The sequence below is a fragment of the Wolbachia endosymbiont of Drosophila baimaii genome, assembly GCF_028982185.1.
Lineage (GTDB): Bacteria > Pseudomonadota > Alphaproteobacteria > Rickettsiales > Anaplasmataceae > Wolbachia > Wolbachia pipientis.
In genome coordinates this window covers 1-7,257 of record NZ_JAPQLE010000033.1, presented here as the reverse complement: position 1 = coordinate 7,257, position 7,257 = coordinate 1, and the positions used below count along the sequence as shown (strand labels likewise).

At 35.6% G+C, this 7,257-nt stretch carries 5 protein-coding genes, 1 tRNA gene and 2 pseudogenes; 1 reads left to right on the top strand and 7 read right to left on the bottom strand.

Going from position 1 to position 7,257, the window contains the following annotated elements:
* Positions 1-371 (top strand): transposase (locus OZD66_RS01130; RefSeq protein ID WP_338061736.1); only part of this gene is annotated, 371 nt, incomplete at its 5' end.
* Positions 372-521: 150 nt separating this feature from the next.
* Here OZD66_RS01130 and OZD66_RS01125 read toward each other — a convergent pair.
* The 7 genes and pseudogenes from OZD66_RS01125 to OZD66_RS01095 all read right to left on the bottom strand — a co-directional run.
* Positions 522-1,784 (bottom strand): Tol-Pal system protein TolB, encoded by a 1,263-nt coding sequence (locus tag OZD66_RS01125; RefSeq protein WP_182366271.1) that lies wholly within the window; start codon positions 1,782-1,784, stop codon positions 522-524.
* A 5-nt stretch (positions 1,785-1,789) separates the two neighbouring features.
* Entirely contained in the window at positions 1,790-3,424 is a 1,635-nt protein-coding gene (locus OZD66_RS01120) for a ribonuclease J (protein ID WP_012673044.1), read from the bottom strand.
* Between the two features lie 208 nt (positions 3,425-3,632).
* A complete protein-coding gene (dnaJ, locus tag OZD66_RS01115) occupies positions 3,633-4,751 on the bottom strand; it encodes a molecular chaperone DnaJ (RefSeq protein WP_012673045.1) in 1,119 nt (372 codons plus the stop codon).
* A gap of 82 nt (positions 4,752-4,833) precedes the next feature.
* A tRNA-Arg gene (locus OZD66_RS01110) sits at positions 4,834-4,911 on the bottom strand.
* 66 nt (positions 4,912-4,977) lie between these two features.
* Positions 4,978-5,922, bottom strand: coding sequence for a hypothetical protein (locus OZD66_RS01105; protein WP_182366270.1), 945 nt, complete (start codon positions 5,920-5,922; stop codon positions 4,978-4,980).
* Positions 5,923-6,140: 218 nt separating this feature from the next.
* Positions 6,141-6,341, bottom strand: a pseudogene (locus OZD66_RS01100) (hypothetical protein); the annotation flags it as partial.
* Positions 6,328-7,106 (bottom strand): annotated as a pseudogene (locus tag OZD66_RS01095) (IS4 family transposase); the annotation flags it as partial. The pseudogenes OZD66_RS01095 and OZD66_RS01100, both read right to left, overlap by 14 nt.
* Positions 7,107-7,257: the final 151 nt, after the last annotated feature.

Sequence of the window (7,257 nt, the reverse complement as noted above, 5' to 3'; positions counted from 1 at the left end):
TACTATATGCAGATAGGGCATATGACAGAGAAAAGCTCTATAAGCTGTGTAATCAATATGGTATAAAAACGAAAATTCCTCCGAAAAACAACGCAGCAGAGCATCCAAAGTTAGACTATATGGCTGAGAGAAATTCTGCAGTCAAGCTCATAAGGTCATATGATGAAGATGGTATAAAGAAGTGGAAAAAAGAGATGAGTTATGGAAAAAGATCTTATATAGAAAGTTTTTTCTCGCGACTGAAACAAACATTCTGGTTTAGTTTTAGGAATAAATCTGAGACAAATAGAGAGAAGGAACTACTTGTTAAATGCTATTTGCTCAATAAGTTCACTGATATTGGTATGGCTAAATTTGAGATAGCTTCATAAATTTATTGTGCGTTACCTACTATCCGAAGAGCGATGCAACAAAGCCATCCCAGTGTCAAGCACTGGGATGACAAGAAAGGGAGCACTGGAATTTTTGTTTCAGTATTTGTACATTAGCCATGCATCTGAACAGATACAATAAATCTACTTTCAAAAATAAGACCAATCCGGTAAAGAAGCATTTGTGGGAGTGGAAACCATTTTTTGATTTTTCTTTACTAAGTCTACTAAATATAGTTTAGAGTTGTTTGGTGATTCTGTTCTTGTAAAAATGATTTCTCTACCATTTGGTAGCCATGCCGGGGATTCAATTTTATGCCCCTCTGAAAGCAGACGTTCTTCTTTGCCATCTGGCTTCATAACTCCTATGTAAAATTTTCCTGACTGAATCTTTGTAAAAGCTATCAGATCTCCTTTTGGCGACCAAACAGGCGTAGCATATCTTCCACTTCCAAAACTAATTCTTTTAGGTTTTTTACTTTTGTTAGTAAAATCGATAACGTACAGTTGCTGACTCCCACTTATATCAGAACTAAAAGCCATATACTTTTGATCTGGAGAAAAAGAGGGAGAAGTGCTTATAGCTGAACCTTTAGTAATTTTTTTTGTTCGTTTACTACTTAAATCTAAAGATAATATATTCGTTTCACCACCCAATGAGTGGGAAATTAAAAGAGATTTACCATCGGGAGAAAATCTTGGTGCAGAAACAACTCCTTCAAATGCGCTGATTATTGATTCAGTGTTATCTTTTAAATTTTTTAATATTATATAACTTTTACCATTTGCGTACGAGATATAAACAATACCCTTTCCATTTGGTGAGAATCTCGGTGTTGACACAAATCTATCGCCATTTGTTAAGTATTTTATATTACTTCCATCTTGATTCATCACAGCAATTTTACGCACAGATTTGTAGTTGCTATCTTTTTCTTCAGCGATATACGTGATTTTTGTGCTGAAGTGCCCTTTCTCACCAATTAATCTATCATGTATCACATCCGAAACGAGGTGACCAATTTTTCTCCAGTCTTTTGCTGGAAAAACAACTGACTGAGTAAGTAATTCTCTTTTTGTAAAAGTGTCAAATAAACGAAATGATAGCTCTAATGCACTACCAGATATTTCGCTTAAACTTACTGTGACTACAGTATCGCTTTTCCAAGATTTAGATTCAGCTTCCGCGCCACGTTTTACATTAAATAAGCCACAATTAGATAAATTTGTTCCTATTACCTTTGCAATATTTTCGCTTAATTCGCTTTCCAACGCTGTTTTACATGTACATTTAGATACAACAAGACCAATGTTACCAACACTGCTTTTTTTTATATCAACATATAAAGCAGCTTTTGTAAAATAAGGAATAAATAACGAAATAAATAACACCAGATGAACGAATAGCTTCATTCATTTCATACCTGTTCTATCTGAACCTCAATTATAGGTCTTTTTAGTAAATATTCCTTTAAGATACTCAATATTGAACTTTCAATCTTATTTTTAATTTTTTTTGTTGGCTGCAAACTAAACAACGACTCAACTTTCTTGACAATTTTCTGTATGGTAGCTGCATCTTCTAGCACTTCAAAAACACCAGGTACAAATACTTTTGGTTTAGCAAGCAATTTATTTTTCTTGTTTACAACTGCTGTTACCACAATAACTCCGGCATCTCTCATTCTTTTACGCATTTTTATAACACTGCTCTCCGGATGACGTAGCAACATACCATCAATACCAAAGTAGTCAACATCAATTGAATCAACCTTTTCTCCGTTCTCCAAATTAACAATATCACCTGGTGCAATCATTATTGCTTTTGCCACACCGCACTCTTTAGCAAATTTTACATGTGCATGCGTGTGGATATATTCGCCGTGAACTGGAATAGACATCTTCGGTTTTATTAAAGAATACATTTCCTTTAGCTCTTCTCTTGTTGGATGCCCAGAAGCATGAACATGCTCTGTTTTTTCAGTAATAACTTCTACCCCCATCTCAATAAAGGCATTGAGCATGTTGTGCGCACGAGTTTCATTTCCAGGAATGATTTTTGACGAAAAGATCATGGTATCACCTTGCTGCATTTTAAATGCTTGATGACTCTTAGCAGCAAGTCTTGCGGTAGCTGCCAGTGGCTCACCTTGACAACCTGTGCAAAGTAGCACCAGTTCTTCCCTTGGAAAATTTACTGCTTCCTTTGCTTCAAGAAACTGAGGAGAATCAGTTAAATAACCACTATCTTGCGCAACTTTCACTATTCTCCATAAAGATCTACCAAGTAAAACTACTTTTCTATTTAGTGCTTTTGCAGCTTGGCTTATCGTTTCAATTCGTGCCACATTTGAAGCAAATAGCGAAACAGCAACTAATTTTTTAGACCGCTTTATTATGTTATAAATATTATTATAAATTTCACCTTCTGACTCAGGGTGATGCTTGCTTAATATATTGGTTGAATCGCAAATTGCTGCAAGCAGGTCACCTTTATCGCCAATTTCTTTTAGACGCTCCATATTAGAAGTTAATCCAACAACAGGTTTTGGATCAAATTTCCAGTCTCCGGTATGGAGTGCACTACCCATTTCAGTGCTAATTAATATTGAATTTGCCTCAGGAATTGAATGAGTTACATTTATAAACTCGACGGTAAAAGGACCCAAATTTATGCTGCCATTTATGTCTACCTCTTTCACAGGCACTATACCTTCCAATCGAAATTCTTTTAGTTTCTCTTTAAGAAAATTAACCGTAAACTTTGTTGTATATATGGAGCACTGCAACTCTTCCCACAAGTGGGGCACTGCACCGCAGTGGTCCTCATGCGCATGTGTAATTATTATTCCAAGTAGATCTTTTTTTCTTTGAGCAATAAAATCTATATCAGCAATGAGCAGCTCAACACCTGGCATAGTTTCATCTGCAAAACCAACACCAAGGTCGATCATAATCCACTTACCTTGGTAATGATATAGGCTAACATTCATCCCGATTCTTCCTACTCCCCCAAGCGGAAGAAATAAAAACTCATTTTTGTTTATATTCATTAAATTTAAATTATTAAAACTCGAGAATAGCAAAACTTCGACCTTAAATAAAGAAATTTATTGCTTTTACATAGTTTTAAGGAACTAAGAAGTTTCTGTTGGCTAATAATAACACTATTGTTAAGTTTTCCATTAATAAGGTCAAAGAATTGCAGGATTAAATGAAAACCCGTAAACAGTTACCCCTTTATGTCATTTAGCAGATTTCTTATTTTTTTTTTACTTTACTAAAAAACCCTTCAGATTGCTGTTGTACACTTGCATTTTCCTCTTCTTCAAGCGCTTTTAATAGTTCAATTTGCTTTTTAGTTAAATTTTTTGGATTTAAAGTCTCAACTATTACCTGTACGTATAAATCACCACGAGCATGTGAGTTCATATATGGCATACCCTTTTCCCTACAACGTAGTTTGGTACCAGTTTGAGTGCCTTCAGGGACCTTTACTTTTATTTTAGCTCCATCAATTGATTGAATATCGATTTCACCACCAAGCACTGCTAGTGTCATTCTTATAGGCACTTTACAGTGTAAATCTGCTTTATTTCTAGCAAAGATTTTATGGAAAATTATTTTCACGTATACGTATAAATCTCCACTTTTTCCACCTTTTGTTCCAGCTTCTCCTTTACCACTTATCCTTACCTTAGCTCCTTCTTCTATGCCTTTTGGAATTGAAACGGATATATTTACTTCATCTCTTCTACGTCCACTTCCACCACATTTCTTACATTTGTTTTGTATTATTTCTCCTTCCCCATAGCATGTAGTACATGTTCTTTCGATGGTAAAAAAGCCTTGTTGAGTTCTAATCCTACCGCTTCCCTGGCATGTGTGGCACTGAACTGGTTTAATTGCTCCTTCGCCACCTGTGCCTTGGCATGTATCACATTTTACATTTGTCACATAATGTATAGGCGCTTGTATTCCTTTAAATGCATCTTCTAAGGTAATTTCAAGATCATAACGTAGGTCTGCTCCAGATACTCCTGTTGTACTTCTTTTTGCTCTCGATCTACTTGCACCACCACCGAATCCTCCACCAAAGAAGTCATTGAATATGTCGCTAAAATCTCCTGCAGAGCTAAAGCCTTGAAATCCACCAGAAGCACCTTCGTGGCCATAACGGTCATAGCCTGCCCTTTTCTCAGAGTCAGACAGAACTTCATATGCAGCTGTTACTTCTTTAAATTTTTCCTCTGCTTCTTGATTGCCAGGATTTCTATCAGGATGATATTTTAACGCTAATTTTTTATACGCTTTTTTTATCTCATCAATACTGGCATTTCTGCCTACTTCCAGCAGATCATAGTAGTCTTTTTTGCTCATATATAATAGTTCAGTGCTTAACCTTTAAAGATAGGTATTACATATATTAATTTCAAGTGTGACTTCTGTTTCCTATAAAATGTGGTGCACCCTGAGCGACTTGAACGCCCGACCTTTTGATCCGTAGTCAAATGCTCTAATCCAACTGAGCTAAGGGTGCTTTCACAAAGTTAACTTTAGCAGGTTTTGTAGCTTGATTCAATTAATTTGGCTAAAAATAAAACTGTTAATTTTTATCACGCGTGAACCCCTTACAATTCCCAAACTTCTGTTGCAAATAAGGATTATCAAATGCATTTTGAGGAGGAGCAGTTGGAGTAGTATTAGGATCTTGAGAAAAGTAAGGAGGTGGTGCATCACAACGAGAAGAATCTCCATAACCATGCCCTTGTCTAAGACAGCTATCTACCGCTCCTTTAGCTTTCTCGATATTTTCTGATTCTTCCTCATGCTTCATATGAAAAGCTAAACCACCAGCAAAACATACGAGAGAATTAACGCCAAGGATAGCTAAACCCCACACTGGTAAGACTGGGTAAACAGCACAAGCTACCAAAGCTGCCAAAGAAACAACGCCAACCGCAAATTCTATATTTCTGAACGTTTTAAATTTACTATCCAGGTAATCTATTTTTTCTTCTTTTCTAGCCACTTTTCTGCTGCTGTTATACCAAAAACACATACCAGCATGGAAAGCAACACACGCAACTGCAGCTACTATACCCAAAGCTAATAGCTTTCTACTGTCTTCTGATTCTTTTTTATTCTCTTTTCTCCCTTGATGAGTGGTATTACCATTGTCAATATTCGTTATATTATTAACCGTAGTGTGACCACGTCCACCGAATAAAGAATCCATCCAGCATTGTAATAGCAAATAATCCCAAAAGTCTAAACCTCTATTGTGTACATGTATATGTGTAATCTGAGAGCCTGTAGGTTGTGCGTTATTCCCTGCGTTATATTGATCATTTCTGCTTCCTGTATCGTGCCTATTGCTTGAATTTGGATGTGTAAATTTTTCATACGCATTTTTAAAATTCTCCTCACTCCAATTTGTGGTATTTTGCGTATTACAAAATTGTAAAAACTCTTTAACATCACTGTTACTACCAGATTTCTTTATATAGGCTAACGCATACCTTTTTAAAACACTATAACTTGCTACCATAAATACCCTCTTAAGTTAAGATTAAATTAATAAATACTTACTTATTATAACAAGATAACATCTACTTGTCAACTTGAGCCTGATTCAAGTATCCGTTCAGAGTGTGGCAGAAGAACTTATTCAAATAAAGTAGGTGGTAAAATATAAACATTTCATAAAGTGAAAAATGGACTTTTCAGACCACTGCCGAGCTAAAAAAGCCCTGAAAACCGTGATACTTAGGCCACTTCTTGCTTAAGCTGTACAATTTCAGCTTGAGAAAGGCCAGTGGATTCAGCTATTAAATTAACAGATACACCAGCTTTAAGTAAATTTTTTGCAACTTCGATTTTTCCTTTCTCTATACCTTCCTCAAGTTTGTATTCAAGAATGGCTTCTTCCTTACGTAGATCCATTATTCTTTCTTCGTAAGCTACTAAACGCTGTCCTTTTTTGCTTGGTATCTCTAGCAGGGATTTCAACTTCTACTTTTCCAGCGCAAGGGAGACCTTGGATAAATGACCATAATTTTTGCTTGTTCCTGGTATGCATGAATTTTTTATTTACATTTCTGTTGTAGCGAGCTCTTACTAAAATTGCTGAGTTAAGATTATGTGCAAGTTCAAAAAAATCATGCATATCTGCTTCTCTGTCACATACAGTTATAGCTTCGGTTTGGGCCAGATCTATAATATTATTTGTTTTCTTTAAACTTTCTAGCCATTTCATACTTTCTTTATCCTCAATATGAACGTTGTTACGATGGCTCTTTAGTCTTTTTTCTTCTTCAGAAATGAGTTGCCTCGAGTAAATCTTTTGATCCAGTATTCCCAGCTTCCGTACTAACAGCAAGGGCTGTATGCATTACTGCTCCTTTTCCAGCAATAGTTCCCAATCCGCTTATGGCTTGAGTATGAAATATAAGTTGTATCTTGAATCACAAGAATTCTTTTATGAGCTTTTGTTCTTTCAACTGTTTTATCAATGTGTGAAGCTAGAATATCGACTTCTTTTACGTTCTCATTTTGAAAAAAACGATATGCTGCTTTTGCTTCTGACCAACTTCCGCATGCCTCATTAATTGAGCTTTCAGGTAAACTTATCAAACTGTCAGCAATATTTACTAATCGGTCAGTTAATCTTTTATCTCCAAGTACAGCATCTCCAAATTCATTTTTAGCCCATTCATTACTCTCGTTTGCCATTTTTATACCCTCAATATTTGCAAACTCTAATATTGTAATACTTTATTTATAAGTACATTTATATTTGTGGGTAATAGTAAGATTTTTATGCTGCCAACACTTATGTTCAAATTAAAAATGTCATTTATGATACTAGCCACTTCACGCTTTG

Bases quoted from the DNA above. Each gene is read 5' to 3' on its own strand.
- OZD66_RS01125 (WP_182366271.1), bottom strand. From the start codon at position 1,784: ATGAAGCTATTCGTTCATCTGGTGTTATTTATTTCGTTATTTATTCCT.
- dnaJ (WP_012673045.1), bottom strand. From the start codon at position 4,751: ATGAGCAAAAAAGACTACTATGATCTGCTGGAAGTAGGCAGAAATGCC.
- OZD66_RS01120 (WP_012673044.1), bottom strand. From the start codon at position 3,424: ATGAATATAAACAAAAATGAGTTTTTATTTCTTCCGCTTGGGGGAGTA.
- OZD66_RS01105 (WP_182366270.1), bottom strand. From the start codon at position 5,922: ATGGTAGCAAGTTATAGTGTTTTAAAAAGGTATGCGTTAGCCTATATA.